18 protein-coding genes are annotated in these 16240 nt (G+C 27.7%); 9 read left to right on the top strand and 9 right to left on the bottom strand.

Translation table 11 applies throughout. The features are described from left to right. Positions 1-58: 58 nt before the first annotated feature. The 3 genes from ABXT55_RS05300 to ABXT55_RS05290 are packed head-to-tail and all read left to right on the top strand — an operon-like array spanning position 59 to position 2884. On the top strand, positions 59-1033 hold the full coding sequence (locus ABXT55_RS05300) for a TRAP transporter substrate-binding protein (RefSeq protein ID WP_415284276.1): 975 nt from the start codon (positions 59-61) through the stop codon (positions 1031-1033). 46 nt (positions 1034-1079) lie between these two features. Further along, a complete protein-coding gene (locus tag ABXT55_RS05295; RefSeq protein ID WP_415284275.1) occupies positions 1080-1571 on the top strand; it encodes a TRAP transporter small permease in 492 nt (163 codons plus the stop codon). A gap of 2 nt (positions 1572-1573) precedes the next feature. Next, complete coding sequence (locus ABXT55_RS05290) at positions 1574-2884, top strand: TRAP transporter large permease (RefSeq protein WP_415284274.1); 1311 nt, start codon at positions 1574-1576, stop codon at positions 2882-2884. Between the two features lie 3 nt (positions 2885-2887). Here the strand turns inward: ABXT55_RS05290 and ABXT55_RS05285 are convergent, their stop codons facing one another. Next, positions 2888-3379, bottom strand: a complete 492-nt coding sequence (locus ABXT55_RS05285; RefSeq protein ID WP_415284273.1) for a tetratricopeptide repeat protein — start codon at positions 3377-3379, stop codon at positions 2888-2890. A gap of 3 nt (positions 3380-3382) precedes the next feature. Further along, a complete protein-coding gene (locus ABXT55_RS05280; protein ID WP_415284272.1) occupies positions 3383-4156 on the bottom strand; it encodes a 5-oxoprolinase subunit PxpA in 774 nt (257 codons plus the stop codon). A 27-nt stretch (positions 4157-4183) separates the two neighbouring features. Here ABXT55_RS05280 and ABXT55_RS05275 point away from each other — a divergent pair, with 27 nt between their 5' ends. The 6 genes from ABXT55_RS05275 to ABXT55_RS05250 all read left to right on the top strand — a co-directional run bounded on the left by ABXT55_RS05275 (position 4184) and on the right by ABXT55_RS05250 (position 10161). After that, entirely contained in the window at positions 4184-4870 is a 687-nt protein-coding gene (locus ABXT55_RS05275) for an allophanate hydrolase subunit 1 (RefSeq protein WP_415284271.1), read from the top strand. Further along, the gene (locus ABXT55_RS05270) at positions 4863-5816 is read left to right on the top strand and encodes a biotin-dependent carboxyltransferase family protein (RefSeq protein ID WP_415284270.1); all 954 of its coding nucleotides are present in this window, start codon (positions 4863-4865) and stop codon (positions 5814-5816) included. The genes ABXT55_RS05275 and ABXT55_RS05270 overlap by 8 nt, the downstream gene beginning before the upstream one ends. After that, positions 5803-6666: a DMT family transporter gene (locus tag ABXT55_RS05265; protein ID WP_415284269.1), complete on the top strand. Its 864-nt coding sequence runs from the start codon at positions 5803-5805 to the stop codon at positions 6664-6666. The genes ABXT55_RS05270 and ABXT55_RS05265 overlap by 14 nt, the downstream gene beginning before the upstream one ends. Positions 6667-6767: 101 nt before the next feature. After that, positions 6768-7355 carry an SIS domain-containing protein gene (locus ABXT55_RS05260; RefSeq protein WP_415284268.1) on the top strand — a complete coding sequence of 196 codons (588 nt, stop codon included), beginning with the start codon at positions 6768-6770 and terminating at the stop codon, positions 7353-7355. Continuing rightward, the gene (locus tag ABXT55_RS05255; RefSeq protein ID WP_415284267.1) at positions 7348-8937 is read left to right on the top strand and encodes a hypothetical protein; all 1590 of its coding nucleotides are present in this window, start codon (positions 7348-7350) and stop codon (positions 8935-8937) included. The genes ABXT55_RS05260 and ABXT55_RS05255 overlap by 8 nt, the downstream gene beginning before the upstream one ends. A 15-nt stretch (positions 8938-8952) precedes the next feature. Further along, a complete protein-coding gene (locus ABXT55_RS05250) occupies positions 8953-10161 on the top strand; it encodes an HAD-IIIA family hydrolase (RefSeq protein WP_415284266.1) in 1209 nt (402 codons plus the stop codon). On the opposite strand, the gene ABXT55_RS05245 is transcribed toward ABXT55_RS05250, so the two are convergent. From ABXT55_RS05245 to ABXT55_RS05215, 7 genes are read right to left on the bottom strand one after another with little or no spacing between them, the layout of a single operon-like run. Next, the gene (locus ABXT55_RS05245; protein ID WP_415284265.1) at positions 10158-11090 is read right to left on the bottom strand and encodes an NAD-dependent epimerase/dehydratase family protein; all 933 of its coding nucleotides are present in this window, start codon (positions 11088-11090) and stop codon (positions 10158-10160) included. The two genes, ABXT55_RS05250 and ABXT55_RS05245, sit on opposite strands and share 4 nt — an antisense overlap. A gap of 11 nt (positions 11091-11101) precedes the next feature. Next, the gene (locus tag ABXT55_RS05240; RefSeq protein ID WP_415284264.1) at positions 11102-12292 is read right to left on the bottom strand and encodes a DegT/DnrJ/EryC1/StrS family aminotransferase; all 1191 of its coding nucleotides are present in this window, start codon (positions 12290-12292) and stop codon (positions 11102-11104) included. 1 nt (position 12293) lies between these two features. After that, entirely contained in the window at positions 12294-13271 is a 978-nt protein-coding gene (locus ABXT55_RS05235; RefSeq protein WP_415284263.1) for a kinase, read from the bottom strand. Next, positions 13268-14182 (bottom strand): transketolase C-terminal domain-containing protein, encoded by a 915-nt coding sequence (locus ABXT55_RS05230; protein ID WP_415284262.1) that lies wholly within the window; start codon positions 14180-14182, stop codon positions 13268-13270. Before ABXT55_RS05230 ends, ABXT55_RS05235 begins: the two co-directional genes overlap by 4 nt. Further along, positions 14158-14997 carry a thiamine pyrophosphate-dependent enzyme gene (locus ABXT55_RS05225; protein WP_415284261.1) on the bottom strand — a complete coding sequence of 280 codons (840 nt, stop codon included), beginning with the start codon at positions 14995-14997 and terminating at the stop codon, positions 14158-14160. Before ABXT55_RS05225 ends, ABXT55_RS05230 begins: the two co-directional genes overlap by 25 nt. Next, entirely contained in the window at positions 14998-15696 is a 699-nt protein-coding gene (locus tag ABXT55_RS05220) for a cupin domain-containing protein (protein WP_415284260.1), read from the bottom strand. Continuing rightward, entirely contained in the window at positions 15689-16213 is a 525-nt protein-coding gene (locus tag ABXT55_RS05215) for a DJ-1/PfpI family protein (protein WP_415284259.1), read from the bottom strand. Before ABXT55_RS05215 ends, ABXT55_RS05220 begins: the two co-directional genes overlap by 8 nt. Positions 16214-16240 lie beyond the last annotated feature (27 nt).

Here is a 16240-nt window from a genome sequence, read left to right as displayed (position 1 = left end):
TTTATTGCTTTTGACTAGTGTTCGTAATGAAATAGAAAATTAACAAATCGGAGGAACAATGAAAATAATTAATAAAATCTTAGTATTATTTTTTGCAGTTTTATTAAATGCCAATACGGCATTTTCTGCAGAAAAATGGGATATGGCGCTAGCATATGGTGCCTCTAACTTTCATTCTGCAAATGCAACAGAGTTTGCTAAAAATGTTTCAGATAAAAGTGGTGGAAAATTAACAATAGTTACTCATCCAGGTGGCTCACTGTATAAAGGTGGCGAAATCTTCAGAGCAGTCAGAACGGGTCAAGCTCAAATTGGTGAGAGATTTATGTCAGCCTTGGGTAAAGAAGATCCATTATTAGAAATAGACTCTCAACCTTTTCTAGCATCATCATATAGTGACGCTATGAAACTATATAAAGCATCAAAACCAGAAATAGTTAAAGGCTTAGACGCCAAAGGTTTGGTATTCTTGTATGCTGTGCCATGGCCAGCACAAGGACTTTACAGTAAGAATGCAATTAATTCTAAAGCTGATTTAAAAGGTCTAAAATTTAGAGCTTATAACTCATCTTTGATAAGATTAGCTGAGTTAACTGGAATGGCACCAACTAAAATTGAAGCTGCTGAAATAAGTCAGGCTTTTTCAACAGGAGCAGTTGAAAGTATGATTACCTCACCAACTACTGGTAAGAACAGTAAAATTTGGGAAAATGGAGTAAAATATTTCTACGATATAGCTGCATGGTATCCAAAAAATATGATCATTGTTAATAAAGATGCGTGGAACAAATTAGATTCTGCAACTCAAAAATTATTAATGTCAGAAGCTACAAAAGCAGAAAAAAAGGGTTGGGCACTATCTAAAAAAGGAAACAAGGCAGATAAAAAAGCTTTAGCTGACGCTGGTATGAAGGTTGGTAAAGTAAATTCAGCTTTGAATAAACACTTTAAAGAAGTTGGTGCAACTATGTCTAAAGAATGGGCTAGTAGAGCTGGTTCTAGAGGGCAAACTGTTTTAGCTGCTTATAAATAGTATTATAAATTAAAAAGGCCATCATTTATTGATGGCCTTTTTTATTATGATTAATAGTATTAATAATTTTCTAAAATCTATTTATAAAATTTCAGGTTATATTGCAGCAATATTTCTCGTATTAGTGGCGGTATTTATCTTAACTGGAATTAGTTCTAGAATTTTTGGTTTCTATATAAGAGGACTTGCTGAGTACTCAGGTTACAGTATGGGGGCAGCATCTTTTTTTGCATTAGCTTACACATTTTATGACAAAGCTCACATCAGAATAACTTTGTTTATAGAAAAAATTGAAACTAAAAAAAGAAGATTTGCTGAAATATGGTGTTTATCAGTGGCAAGTTTTTTTTCAGGTTTTATGGCATATTACTTTATTAAAATGGTTATTATTTCAATAAAATTTGAAGAAAGAAGTGAGGGTGCGGATGAAATACTTATATGGATACCCCAAAGCAGCTTAGCAATTGGCTCCTTTGTGCTTTTTATTTGTATATTTCATCATTTAGTTTTTTCAATCCTAAACAAGAAAATAGATTAAATATGACAGAAATATATTTAACAATATTTTTTATTTCTTTATTGTTATTCTTATTAGGCTCAGGTATTTGGGTTGCTTTAAGTATGATAGCTGTATCTGCAATTGGTATGTTGTTATTTACAACTAGGCCTGTTGGGGATGCAATGGCAACGACAATATGGGGAACAAGTTCATCATGGACATTAACAGCTCTTCCTCTTTTTGTTTGGATGGGTGAAATTTTATTTAGAACTAAATTATCAGAAAACTTATTTAAAGGCTTATCACCTTGGTTATCCAAATTACCTGGTGGATTAGTACACGTCAATGTTGTTGGATGTGCATTATTTGCAGCAATATCAGGGTCTTCAGCGGCAACAGTAGCAACTGTAGGAAAAATGTCTATCCCTGAATTGAGAAAAAGAAAATATCCAGAAAAATTATTATTAGGAACTTTAGCAGGATCTGGAACTTTGGGGCTACTGATCCCACCATCTATTATATTAATTATTTATGGAGTTACTATTGAGGACTCAATAGCAAAGCTATTTATGGCAGGAATTTTACCTGGGATAATGCTTGCGGCGATGTTCATGCTGTATGTAATTTTTTGGTCTATTTTAAATAAAAGATTAATGCCCAAATCAACTAAGAACTTTTCTTTTGTAGAAAAAGTACAGGGATCAAAACAATTATTACCTGTAATATTTCTCATCACAGCTGTAATTGGTTCAATTTATACTGGTATAGCAACAGCTACTGAAGCTGCAGCTTTAGGTGTTGTTGGTGCTTTAATATTATCTTTTTTTCAGGGAACACTAAGTAAAAAAACATTTAATTTATCTTTATTAGGTGCAACTAAAACTTCTTGTATGATTGCTTTTATTATAGCAGGCTCAACTTTTTTATCTTTAGCAATGGGCTTTACAGGATTGCCAAGAAATTTAGCAATTTGGATTGATGGAATGAGCTTATCTCCATACATATTATTATTTGTACTAACTATATTTTATATAATTTTAGGTATGTTTTTAGATGGAATATCTGCAGTTGTTTTAACTATGGCTATTATAGAGCCAATGATTAGGCAGGCTGGCTTTGATATGATTTGGTTTGGTATATATTTAGTAATAGTTGTTGAGATGGCTCAAATTACTCCACCAGTAGGATTTAATTTATTCGTTCTGCAAAGTATGGCAAATAAAGATATGGGATTTATTGCAAGAAGTGCATTTCCTCTTTTTTTATTAATGATACTAGCAGTTATTATTGTAATAATTTTTCCTGAGATCGCACTATGGTTACCAAATAAAATGTCAGAAAATATTAATTAAGACTTAATATTTGGATTTTTTAGTTCCTTCTATTATTTCTTTTAGTTCGTCATATTCTTCACAGTTGCAAGTTTTCAAAACTTCTAATCTTTCTTTAGCCAAATCCATTCTATTAGTAGCTACATAAAGTTCACCAAGGTACTCATTTATTCCATTATGTTTGGGCTCAATTTGTAAGCCTTGTAAGTAAAAATCTTCACCTCCCTCATAATCTCCAAGTTTTCTAGTAGTAAAACCTAAATAATTTAAAGTATCTGCCTGTAATGGTTTTTTATCATTAGATTTTAAAAGAAGCTTTTGTGCTTTTGCATATCTTTTTTGTGCTTTTTCAGTTTTACCTTTTTCTTCATATTTCTTAGCAGCTATAATTAAATTTTTTGCTTTTGCATAGTTTGACACTTTAGAGGTAGAATCGTTATCATTGCTACTCCCCGCAGAAAATGAATTATTAGTAAGTGCTATAATTATTAGTAAAGTATAAATAAGTTTTTTCATATTTTAATTAAATTTATCCATTTTATTTAAAGGTTTCAATATTAACCCATTATTAACTAAATTATCTTTAATAGATTTTGCGGTTGCCAATGAGCTTTCGTTATCACCATGTATACAAACCGAGTCAATTTCACAAGGTATCTGTTTACCACTGAGACAATTTATTGCCTGATTTTTAACCATATTTAATACGTGTTTCTTTGCAATATCTGGATCAGTGATTAAAGCATTTGGCTTTTTTCTAGAGATTAAATTACCATCATCTTCATAATTTCTATCTGCAAAAATTTCACAAGCTATTCTTAAACTATTTTTCTTAGCAGCAACTTCCATTTGCGAACCAGTTGGGACAAGATAAATGATATCTTTATTAATTTCTTTAATAGCTAACGCTAACGTTGTGGCTAATTCTAAGTCTTCACAAGCCATATTATTAAGTGCCCCATGCGGTTTAATATGGGTTATGTTTTCATTATGTTTTTGAGCAATCTTTTGTAATATTTCATATTGCTCGAAAATTAGTTTTTTTATTTCTAAAGAATTTAAATATATTCTTTTTCTTCCAAAGTTTTCAGGATCATTAAAAGAAGGATGGGCCCCCATACTAACACCGTTTTTTTTTGAAATTTGAATAACCATATCCATTGTTTGTTTATCTCCTGCATGGTAGCCACACGCAATGTTGGCAGAATTTACAATATTAAGTAATTCTGGATCATTCTTGATAGAATGAAACTTAGATTTTTCTCCTAAATCACAATTGATATTAATTTCCATACTCTTTAGTCTGGAGTATAACATGGCATGGTTAAAAATATATCAAATCTTGGTGATGCAGCCGTATATTGTGATTTTGGCTCAGAAGTTAATGAAGCAATAAATGCAAGTGTCATAGATTATTTTCACCATATATCAAAATTAATAAAAGATAAAAAGATTGAAGGAATAACCAATTTAACACCTTCTTATAATAAATTAATCATTAGTTTTGATTTAACTATAACCAATTATAAAAAAATCAAAAATTTTATAGAAGGTTTAACTATTAATAGAGATATTAAAAATAATAATCAAAAAATTAAGATCCCTGTTTGTTGTGATGATGAGTATGGACTAGATTTTTCAAGGTTAATTAAAAAATTGAATATAGATAAAGATAAAATATTAGAACTATATTTCAATAAAGAATACTTTTGCTACATGACAGGTTTTATTGCTGGAATGCCTTTTTTAGGAGATCTTGATGAAAATATTAGATGCGATCGATTGGAAACACCAAGATTAAAGATGCCCAAAGGATCGGTAGGAATAACAGAACAATTTGCAAATATTTATACTTTTGAAAGCCCTGGTGGTTGGAATATTATTGGTAACACCCCAAAGAAAATTTTTGATGATAAAAATTTAGATCAACCAGCTCTAGTTAACCCAGGTGATAAAGTAAGTTTTTATCAAATAACAAAAGAAGAATATTTAAATTGGAATGAATAAAACATATTTTGAAATTTTAAGAGCGGGAGTTAATACTACCATTCAAGACAAAGGTAGAAATCACTTATATCATGTTGGAATTGCAGTAAGTGGTGCAATTGACCAAAGAAATTACACATTATCAAATAGACTGGTTGAAAATCAATTAAATGAACCTGTAGTAGAGTTTGCATACCAAGGCCCTCTTTTAAAGTTAAAGAATGGAAAAGTTAATTTTGCGATATCTGGAGATATTTTTTTCAAGATTGTTAGAAAGAATTTAGAGGTTGAAGAAGGTAAGTGTTATAAAAGCTATTTTTTAGATGAAGAAGATCAAATAGATATAATATCCACCAAAAATTCTGCGTATGGATATTTGGCTGTTAGTGGTGGCTTTGATGTAGAAAAAATCTGGGGCAGTTATTCCATAAATACCAAGGCAAATATTGGACCAAATGATGGAAAAAAATATTCCATAAATGATAAAATTTTTATTAAAAAAATAGATATCAAAAATACAATAAATAAAAAAATAAATTATAAGCATTCAACTGATAATATTATTAGAATTATTAAAGGTACAAATTTTGAGTATTTTTCTAAGAATGCAATAAACAAATTTTTTAATGAAGATTTTTTAATCACAAACCTTGTTGATAGAATGGGTATAAGATTAAAAGGTCCTAAATTAGAAAATATAGAAAACACTAATATCAAATCAGAAGGTCTAGTAAGAGGAGTTATTCAGGTTCCTGCTGATGGTAATCCAATAATAATGTTGTCGGATCATGGAACAGTTGGAGGATATCCTAAGATTGGTGTGGTTATTGCTGCTGACCTTGATTTAGTTGGGCAATTAACCCCTGGAACAAAAATAAACTTTAAGGAAGTAAGCCTTGAAGAAGCTCAGAATATATTTAAAGCATATACAGAAGATACAGATAGATATTTAAATGAAAATAATTAGTAAAATTCCTGGCCCGCTATTAGTTTTTATGGGTGCTTGCTGTTTAAGTTTTGGAGGACTAATAGTTAAGTCATTTGAAGGGTCCACATTGTGGCAAATTTTATTTTGGCGATCTTTATTCTTTTCGCTTACAGTCTTATTTTTTTTAGTAATTACTTATAAAAAAAAATTATTTAAAGCATTTTATGATTCAGGTGTACCAGGTTTTTTTGGAGGAATAATTTTATCATTTGGTTTTTGTGGGTATGTTTTTGCGATGTATAACACAACAGTTGCAAATGCTAATTTTATCATCTCAACCCAAATACTATTTTTGGCAGTATTTGGTTATTTATTTTTAAAAGAAACAATCTCATCCATTACGCTAGCCTCAATTATCTTAGCTATTACTGGTGTTTTGTTAATGGTAGGTAACTCTTTGTCACCTGGAGAGATGTCTGGAAATTTAGCTGCTTTTAGTATGCCTATTACGTTTGCTGTTTTAATCATAATTGTTAGAAAATTTCCTACAGTTGATATGGTGCCAGCTCAATTTATAGCAGGCGTTAGTTCATGCATTATTGGATATATATTATCAGAAAAGCTTATGATTTCTTCGCACGATATTTTGTTAGGTTTTACCGCAGGTTTTTTTCAAGTTGGATTTGGTTTTATCTTTATAACTATGGGTGCTCGAAGCACTCCGTCCGCAATGGTTGGCATAATAATGTTATCCGAATCTGTTTTAGGACCAATGTGGGCTTTTCTATTTGCAGGTGAAAGACCTGTTTTATTTACATTAATTGGTGGGACAATCATTCTATCAGCAGTTTTACTTCAATTTTACGCATTATTGAAAATAAGGAAATGAACAACTTAATAATCTAGTAAAATTATTGTAAGTGTTAATTTTTGTTGATATTAAAAAATAATGTTAAATTCTCTAATAAAAGTATTTATCAAAATAAATATATGATTAATAAAAACCCAATAAATTTATTAAAAAAAGAAATAACATTTTTTAAGGAAGTAATTTTAAATTTCGAAAATAAAAGCCCACAACAGTTAAGAAATTATCAAAAATTATGTGAATACTCACTTAAGGCTTTAAAAAAAAACAAAAAAATCATTTTTTTTGGAAATGGAGGTAGTGCCGCAGACTCACAACATTTAGCCACAGAACTTACTGTGAAGTATAAAAAAAAAAGAAAAGCATTTGCTGGAATTGCATTATCAACCGATGTTTCTGCAATTACAGCTACTGGAAATGATTTTGGTTTTAAATATATTTTTTCAAGACAATTAGAAGCATTGGGCAACTCAGGAGATGTTGTTATAGCTTTGACAACATCAGGTAATAGTGAAAACTTGATTGAAGCATGTAAGATTGCTAATAAAAAAAATATTTTGACTTTTTGCTTTTCTGGAAACAAAGGTGGTAAACTTAAAAAATATGTTAAATATCCTATTATAATACCCTCTAACAACACAGCTATAATTCAAGTTATTGAATTAATGATTGGACAGGTTTTTTGTGAGTATATAGAAAACCATGGGTAATAATTTTAAAAAAATATTTTTAAACGAAAATTTTTGTTTTTTTTTATTATTTTGTTTTGCTTTATTAGTTTCTTTTTTCTACTTTTACACAATCGATCAACGTGCTATTAATTCTGCCTTAACCCTCTCAAATGAAATAGTATATGAAAATAAATTTAATATTACAAATATTATTCATCATAATACTTGGATATTAACATTTCATTTATTAAAATTTTTAATAAACTTAGGTATCAATTTAAATCTTTTAAATTTTTTTATTTTATTTATTTGTTTAAGCATGAGCACCTTTGGAATTTTTTTAATTTCAAAAGCATTATCAGGTAGTATTTTTTTTTCTTTTTGTATTTCATGCTTAATTATATTGGGCAACATTAATTTTGGTAATTTAGACTACCCTGTGCTCCTAATCTCTGAGCATACAAATGGTATGAGTGGTCAGGCATGTGCCATATTAGTATTTGGTTTAATTGCAGATAAAAAAATATCCTTTGCGATTTTGCTTTCAATAATAACACTTGGAATTCATATAATAATTGGAGCCTGGCTTATATCAATTTTATTTTTATCTATTTACACGTTTAAACAAAGAGATTTTAAAATCAATTTTTTTATTAAAAAAAAAATTTATTATTTAATAACAATCTTCGCAATCCTGATACTGAGTTTCTCCCATTTTCAATTCAATAAAATAGATGTGCCTTACGTTTATGATTATTCATTATATACAACATATTTAGAAGTTTGGGATCATCATAGAAGTAAAATTTTTGGAATTAATTACAACTATATTTTTTTAACCGTATTAATGTTATCTGCTCTCTTATATTTCTTAAGAGATAATAAAAGCAAAAAAAATAACAATTTCTTTATTAGGATAGTTATCTTGCAAGTATTAATTTCTTTTATTATTTATTTTTTGTTTAAAATATTTCCTAATTTATTTCAGGGAATTTTCTTAAAAATAATCCCATCTAGATTTTTTTTAATTCACTCAGTGTTTGGTGTGGCTATAATTTTGTCTATATTATATTATTATACGCATGTTCTCTTTAAGAATAAAAATATTTTAGCATTATCATTTATAATTATAATGATACACCCAATTGTTTATCATGATAAATATTTTAATAAATTTGAACGTATCTATAACAATTTAATATTAACAAATAAAAATATAGATTATATTTTTTGGAACCAGATAAAGAAAATTGATGTTTCTAATGGAGTAATATTAACATCCAATAATGCTTGTTCAAAAACATTCCAAGATGCATTGAAACCAATACTTATTTGTATTGAGTCAATCGATGTAATTGCTTATGAGCCTGAATTAGCCAAACCTATCAAAAATATCCTCGAGAAAATCTATGAAGTTAATTTCAGTAATCCACCAGAAAAAAACCATGGTGGAATTTGGTATGATCGCACTTATAAGGATACATTTGAAAAAAGAACATATGATCAATGGAAAGTGATTTCAAAAGAGTTCGATTTAAAAGGATTAATTTTGCCGGTTGAATGGAATTTACAATTAAATAAATCTTTAATAGGGAATAAATTTACCTACTATGAGTTATAAAACTAAGCATATTAGTTGTTAAAAAATACCAACATAAACTCAAATAAGAAACTAGATTTATTAATTCTAGTCGGTGGGAAAGGTACACGTATAAAAAAATATTTAAGAGGTTTACCGAAACCTATGTTAAAATTTAATAATAAGTTTTTTCTAAATTATATTATTAATTTTGCAAGTAAATATAATTTGAATAAGATTTACCTACTTACCGGTTATAAAAGTAATATCATTTATCAAAAATTTCATAATAAAACTTTTAATTTTGTTAAAATTGAATGTATAAAAGAAAAGAAAGAAATGGGTACTGCTGGTGCCTTAAATTCTCTTAAAAATAAAATAAATGATTTCATTTTACTAAATGGCGATACTTTGTTCGATATTGATTATCTCAAATTAATTAAATCCCTTGATAAAAATAACTATGGAACAATGTCTTTGGTCAAAAATTTAAAACAAAATAGTATGAAATTAAATTTTCTTTCTGTGAATAACAACTTAGTAAAATATAACTCAAAAGGAAGCTTGATGAATGGAGGAGTTTATTTTTTTAGAAAAGAATTTTTAAAATTTATACCGAAAAAAAAATGTTCTCTTGAAAATGATATTCTGCCTTCATTAATATATAAAAAAAAAATAAATGGTAAAATTTTTGATAATTTTTTCTTAGATATTGGAACAGAAAATTATTATAAAAAAGCTTCAAGATTATTAATCAAAAATTTTAAAAGACCAGCAGTTTTTTTAGATAGAGATGGTGTAATTAATCATGATTATGGATATGTACATACATTAAAAAAATTTAAATTTAAAAATGGTGTAATTAAGGGTTTAAAGTATTTAACAAAAAAAAATTATTATATTTTTATTGTTACTAACCAAGCTGGTATAGGAAAAAAAATATATTCACTAGAGAAATTTATTAAACTACATAAAGAATTAAAAGAAATATTAATTAAAGAAAAAATTTATATCAATGACGTAAAGTATTCACCATATCATATAGATGCAAAAATTAAAAAATTTAAAAAAAGAAGCGGTTTTAGAAAACCAGGTAATTTAATGATAAAAGAAATTTTAAAAAGCTGGGATATTTTAATAAATAAAAGTTTTATGATAGGTGATAAAATCTCAGATAAAATGTGTGCTGAAAAAAGTGATTTATATTTTGAGTTTGCCAAAGACAATTTTTATTATCAAGCTAGATCTATAGTAAAAAAAGGCTAATAATTATTTTTGATCTTTAATCCGTCTACTTTAAAGCCTTTAATTAGCTCTTTTATTCCTTCATTTAAATTTCTTTTTGCTGTGAATCCTTTTTTCTTAAGTTTATCATTACTTACAAAATAATTTCTTTGATCTGGGTCCTTAATTCCCTTGATAGTACTCAATTTCAAATCTTTTATTTGTTTTTTTATTAGTTGAGCTAATTGTAGTTTGGTAATGTTAGCTGAATTTATCCCAGCATTGTAAATATTATTTTGCATTTTTTTAAAGTTATTAATTGTATACAAAATACAATCAACAACGTCTCTTACATGAATAAAATTTCTTCTGAAGTGTGGTTCAAATAATTTTAATTTTTTATCTTTTAAAGCATTAAAAACAAAATTATTCACCATAACATCCGATCTCATTCGATAACTAAATCCAAAAACTGTTGCTAAACGAAAGCAAACATAATTTTTTGCTTTAATAACTTCTTTTTCAGCATCACATTTTGTTTTGCCATATAACGAAATAGGATTTAATGGGCTATCTTCAGTGCAAAACTTATTTTTTTCACCAACACCATACCCAGAATTAGACATAAGAAATATTATTTTTTTATCTTTAGAATATTTTACACAATCTTTAATTGCTTTATAGTTTACATTTATCGCTTCTTTTTTATATTTTTCACATAAAGGTGCACCAACCAACCCTGCTAAAGGAATTATATATTCATTTTTAGAAATCATTTTCTTCATCAAATTGCCATCTTGTATATCTGCATGAATAAAATTAAAGTTTTTGAAGCTATATAGGTGGTTAAGAGATGATGATGAGTATTTCAATAAGTCTACGACTGTTACTTGATGTCCTAAGTCAACTAATTTTGTAGCTAAAATTGAACCTATATAACCTGCACCACCTGTTATTAATATTTTTTTCATTTTTATATTATTTAAAAACTTATCTGATTTAATATTTGTACTATTTGTTTAATTTTACTTATTTTTAGACTTGGATAATTTCCAATGTAGTAACCAAAAAAATGAATTTTTTCAACATTTTTAAATTGTTTAAAATTTATGTTTTTTATAAATTCCTTAAGGTAGGGCTGTCTTAATTGATTTCCACCCCCTGCATTTCCTCTTCTAAATTCTATATTATTCTTAATCAAGGTTTTTTCAAAATTATTTCGTTTAGTAAAATTGTTAGTTTTTAAAATGATAGGAAAGGCGTAATTTGAGCTTCCTCTTAAATCAAAATTATTCCAATATTTTGTATTGTCTAAATATTTAATAAAATATTCAAAATTTTTAGTACGTTTCAAGTTGTTTGTGTCTAAAGATTTTAACTGATTTATGCCTATGGCAGCACCTATTTCAGTATTTCTAAAGTTTAATGTTGGGTAAAGAAAAATAAACTTTGGAGATAATTCTTTATATTTATTGATCATCTTCTTTTCAAAATTTTTGTTCTTACTCTCTCTTACCATTCCATGCGATCTTAATATTTTCGAAAGCTCATAAATTTTTTTATCATTTGTTGAGATCATCCCCCCTTCAATTGTTGTCATATGATGTGCGTAGTAAAATGAAAAATTTGAAATAACGCCGTATGTACCAAGCTTTTTTTTATTAAAATAAGCACCATGACTTTCACAAACATCTTCAATTAAGTGAATTTTTTTTTTTTTTAAAACTTGAAGTATATTTGAGTTTAATCCATTAAATCCTTGAGCGTGTGTGATAAAAACCGCTAATGTTTTTTTATTAATCTTTTTAATAACTTGATCGGTATTCATTGATAAATTTTCAAGATTTACATCAACAAAAACAGGCTTAAATCCATTCATTATTATTGAATTAATATCAGACACCCAAGTTAAAGTGGGAACAATTATTTCATTCTTCGTTTTTTTTTTATTTAAAATTTTCAATAACAATATTGAAATAAAATTTGCAGAAGATCCTGAATTAACGAATGTAGAATATTTTACACCTAGCCATTTTGACCATTTTTTTTCAAGCTCTTCTACTTTTTTTGATTGTGTTAAAACTATATTTTTTTTTTTAAGGATTTTATTTACTTCAAAAATATCAGAGGAAGTAAAATTATTGTCCATTAACGGATGACTAAATTTTTTCATATTAGTTATTTAGAATAATTTGTGAACTTTCTTCTGAAAAGTTGAATGGAACATTGATTACGTTTTTAATTTTTTTGAAGAATTTTTTTTGATTATGATGTGGTATATATAGCAACATAAAGCCACCACCACCAGCACCTAATAATTTCCCTCCCAAAGCACCATTGTTTATTGAAAATTCATATAAATCATCAATTTTTTTGTTACTTATAACTTTGCTTAAACTTTTTTTTAATTTCCATCCATCATTAAGTAATTTACCAAAATCATCAAATTTATTTTTTAGTAACAGTTGTTCTGCCTCTTCAACTTGAAAGTTAATTTCCTTCATTTCCATAATTTTATCTTTTTTTAGTTTCGATACGTACTGACCTGCAATATCATTCGCAGTCCTCTGTATCCCTGTAAAAATAAGAACTAAATTTTTATCAAGATTTTTAACTTGTTTATTTATTTTAATTTTTTTAACATCAAAATCTCCATTTTTTTTTATATCTAATTTATTTAATCCTCCAAAAGATGCTGATATTTGATCTTGTATCCCCACAATTTCTTTTAAAATATTGTGCTCAAAAAATATTGATTTTTTTGCTAACTTTTTTTTTGATAGTTGCAGTTTTTTTTTCATTAAAAATGCATTCATTAACCCTACAACAAAACTCGAGCTTGAGCCCATTCCACTTCTTGCCGGTAAGTCACCTTGATAATGAATTTCAACACCATCTTTAATTTTAAAATACTCAAGCATTTCTCTTACCACATTATGCTGAATTAATTTTGCATCGTTCACATTTTCAACTTTTGACCAAATAATTCTATGCTTATAACTAAAATAAGGTCCAATATTTTTTAATGAAAGATAAACATATTTATTGATAGTTGTGGATAATATCTTTCCTTCATTTTCTTTAAACCAAGAGGGGTAGTCTGTTCCACCACCAAAAAAAGAAATTCTATAAGGTGTTTTTGAAATAATCATTTGGTAGTTTTTGTTATTTTTAAAATCATTTTGATTATTTCTTTTGAATTAGGTGGTAGATTGTCACTTGTTTTTGAAAAACCTGCTGACTTATCTTTTAAACCCATAATTTCAATTTTACTACCAGTCCTTTTCATTAACTTATACGCTATGTCTGATCCAACACCTGTTGAATAATCGTCATCGAGTACAATACCTCCATACCTTGATTTCTTTAACGCAGATATCCATTTTTCTTTGATTTTGAAAGGCTTGATCCATAGAATGTTGGCAATACCTATTTTATAACCTTTTTTGTTTAAAATATTTCTAACTTTAACGGCCTCAAATCTAGTTATTGAAATAGAAAATAATATTAAATCACAATTTTTTGGTAAATAATCTTTGAGCTCTTTGTTATTGTCGTAACTCCCTCTATGTTCAGATACATATAACACATCATCATTTTTCATAAAATATTTGTATGCATATTTATATTCATAAGGTGTCATTGGTGAGATAATTTTTATTCCTGGCATTTTATAATAAATAGAATGATGTGAAGATCCAGCAACAGGTCCAATAGATCCTTCCATTGCAATTCCTCTAATTAATATTGGAGAGGGAACTCCCCATAACTCTTTAGATTTGCAAGCGTAATTAAGTATTATGGGTGCATTAAACCAACTAAAGCCCTGATATCTAATCACATATATCGGTCTTCTATTTGATAATGCGGCACCAGCAACAATACCACCATTTGCAACATCAGCCATGGATAAATCAACCATTCCATCTTTTTCTGTTAAATGTGGTAATGTGCCACCAACCCAGCCAACAGCAGTAAGACATTGACCAAAAACAAAACCTTTTTTCTCTTTTAAATGAAAAAATATAGTTTCTTTAATTACTTCTCTAAGTGTTTTTTCCATAAATTTTTAATTAATTTTTTAGTTTTGTGATCTATTAAGTCAGCACGAGTGCCCAATATTTTCTTTTCTGACTTATACCTATCAAAAGTTTTTTCTGAATCTTTTCCAGCTCCTGCATGCCAATATATTCTATTAGTATTAATATTTAAAAGACAAGGTTGTTTAAAAAAAAATTTTGAATATTTATATATATTCATTGGGTTATCGTCACAATTAAATCCTTTCATTTTAAAAGCCTTAGCTACATCACTCATCTCCCAGTTTCTTCTAACTTTTTTTTCAGTTAAAATTGAATAATTATTATCCTCTACAACAACCAAAAGCGGTAAATTTTTAGTAGATGCCCAGCCTAATGCTCCTAAAACATAATCTTCTTCAGCTGCAGCATCACCAAGAAAAATAATAGTAGGTTTTTTAGTTGCATAACAGGCACCAACACCAATTGGGCCATTAGATCCCATTAATCCATCATGGCCATACATATTAATTTTTGTTGAATGTATTGAGGCAGATCCACCCATACCTTTTGTGCAACCTGTTTTTCTTTGAAGTAGTTCATCAATCAATTTACCCTTATCACCATCGAATGTTAAATAAGTTGAATGACACCTGTGTTGACCAAATATTAAGGGTTTAATTTTTTTTAGCTTACAAATGGTAGCAATAGTGGATGCTATAAATTCTTGGCCAGCTGAAACATAAACTGGTATCTTAATTTTTTTGTTTTTAACATTGGTTATTACCTGTTCTTCAAAATTTCTTGCTAATGAAGCTTTCTCAAAAACTTGATATCTATAATTTTTATTATTAGTCATTTATATATTTTTTACTTTTAGTAACGTAAGATTTTTTTTTATTTTAAATACTTCTGAAAGTTTTTTAAAAGTTCCGGTCTTAATAATATCCCCATAAGAAAGAACGCTTCTATTGTGCTTATCTACAACCTGACCATCTAAAATTGCAAAAACAGTTTGCATTTTTTCTTTATTTAATAATTTAAAATTTTTATGAGTTTCCATTGATAGCTCAACCTTATTATCAAAAATATATTTTTGGACTATTTTTTTTTTAGTTTTTTTGAAAATAACATCATTAGTTGATGTTTTACTTGTAAATTCTTTGCCTTCATAAGGCTTTTTTTCTCTTCCGTAAGAATCTTTAAATCTAACTAGATCTTTTTTATTTACAGGTGTTTCAAACTCAAGTGCACAAAGTCCTTTTTTTGATACAGCTTTTATCGAGTGAAATAAACCTGTTCTAATCATTAATTTTGAAGGAGCATTAAAATATCTAGATGTAGCTTTCCATAAGCCTAATTGTATTAATGCTTTACCAGATAGGACAATAAAACCAGTTTTTTTTGTTGGGTGACAATGTAAAGAAGTTTTTTTATTATAATCTATATTAAGAAGTGTTACTGATAATTTTTTAGAATTTCTATAAACCACATATTCATTACCCCAAGGTTTAGTGACAACTCTATTATCATAAGAAAATTTTTTTTTTTTATTCATCAAAAAAACTAAGAACTGACTTCATCCAAGGTCCCATGTCTTTATAGTGTGCTGTAGTAACTATTTTGCCATCTATAACAGCTGGCTCATCTGTATAAATTGCTCCTGCATTAGTTATGTCATCTTGCATACTATAATAACCAGCAATTTTTTTTCCTTTAACAATCTTTGCAGAGATTAAAAGTTGAGCACCACTACAAATACAAGCTATAACTTTATCTGCGTTATAAAAATCTGTAATAAAATTTATCAATCTTTTATCTTGTCTTATCTTTTCCATTGCTTTTACCCCACCAGGAAGCACTAGAAGATCATAATCTACTACTTTTATTTGATCGATATCTTTTACTGGATGGCTTTTGTTTGGTGGAAGTTGCGTTCCAAGTATACCTTTAACTGGTTTACCTCCAATCAAACAAACATCTAATTTACTATTAGCCTCTAATAGCCTGTAGTAGGGGTATATAAACTCATGATCTTGGGCTAAAGCACCACTAATAATTACGGATGAGAACATTGTAAATTTATATTTAATATTGAATAA

Source organism: Candidatus Pelagibacter sp. Uisw_130, assembly GCF_047722505.1.
Taxonomy (GTDB): Bacteria; Pseudomonadota; Alphaproteobacteria; order Pelagibacterales; family Pelagibacteraceae; genus Pelagibacter.
The sequence above is the reverse complement of the archived record's forward strand: the minus strand, read 5'-3'. Positions and strand labels throughout refer to the sequence as shown.